General features: G+C 72.9%; 1 protein-coding gene and 1 pseudogene. Both read right to left on the bottom strand.

Translation table 11 applies throughout. The features are described 5' to 3' along the window. Positions 1-129, bottom strand: a pseudogene (locus D3D02_RS21570) (amino acid ABC transporter permease); the annotation flags it as partial. After that, positions 129-620, bottom strand: a 492-nt coding sequence (locus D3D02_RS18425; RefSeq protein ID WP_147435722.1) for an amino acid ABC transporter ATP-binding protein, incomplete at its 5' end; no start/stop codon positions are given. The gene D3D02_RS18425 and the pseudogene D3D02_RS21570, both read right to left, overlap by 1 nt.

Here is a 620-nt window from a genome sequence, read left to right as displayed (position 1 = left end):
GTTGCCCCAGCTGACGACGAGCCAGCCCCAGAACAGCGCGCCGGCGGCGACCAGCAGTATCCGGCCGGCGGACTCGTCGGCGTCGGCCACGCGCTCGCCGACCGTCCGCGGTCGCGTCGCCCCCGCCATCACTCGTGGCTCGCGATGCGGTCGAGGAAGCGGGCGGTCCGGTCCTTCTCGGGGCGTTCGAACAGCTGCTCGGGCGGTCCGCGCTCGACGACCCGGCCGTCGTCCAGGAAGACGACCTCGTCGGCGACCGCCCGCGCGAAGCTCATCTCGTGGGTGACGACGAGCATCGTCATCCCGTCGTCGACCAGCCCGCGCATCACCTCCAGCACCTCGCCGATGAGCTCCGGGTCGAGCGCGCTCGTCGGCTCGTCGAACAGCATGAGCTTCGGCTCCATCGCCAGCGCGCGGGCGATCCCGACGCGCTGCTGTTGGCCGCCCGACAGCTCCGCGGGGTACGAGTCGAGCTGGTCGGCGAGCCCGACGCGCTCCAGCTGGTCCGCCGCGCGGTCCCGAGCCGCGTCCTCGGAGAGCCCGAGCACGCGCCGGGGCCCGAGCGCGACGTTGCCGACCGCGGTGAGGTGCGCGAACAGGTTGAAGCTCTGGAACACCAT

The sequence above is a fragment of the Halobellus sp. Atlit-38R genome (genome assembly GCF_003665925.1).
GTDB classification, from domain to species: domain Archaea; phylum Halobacteriota; class Halobacteria; order Halobacteriales; family Haloferacaceae; genus Haloquadratum; species Haloquadratum inordinatus.
The sequence above is the reverse complement of the archived record's forward strand: the minus strand, read 5'-3'. Positions and strand labels throughout refer to the sequence as shown.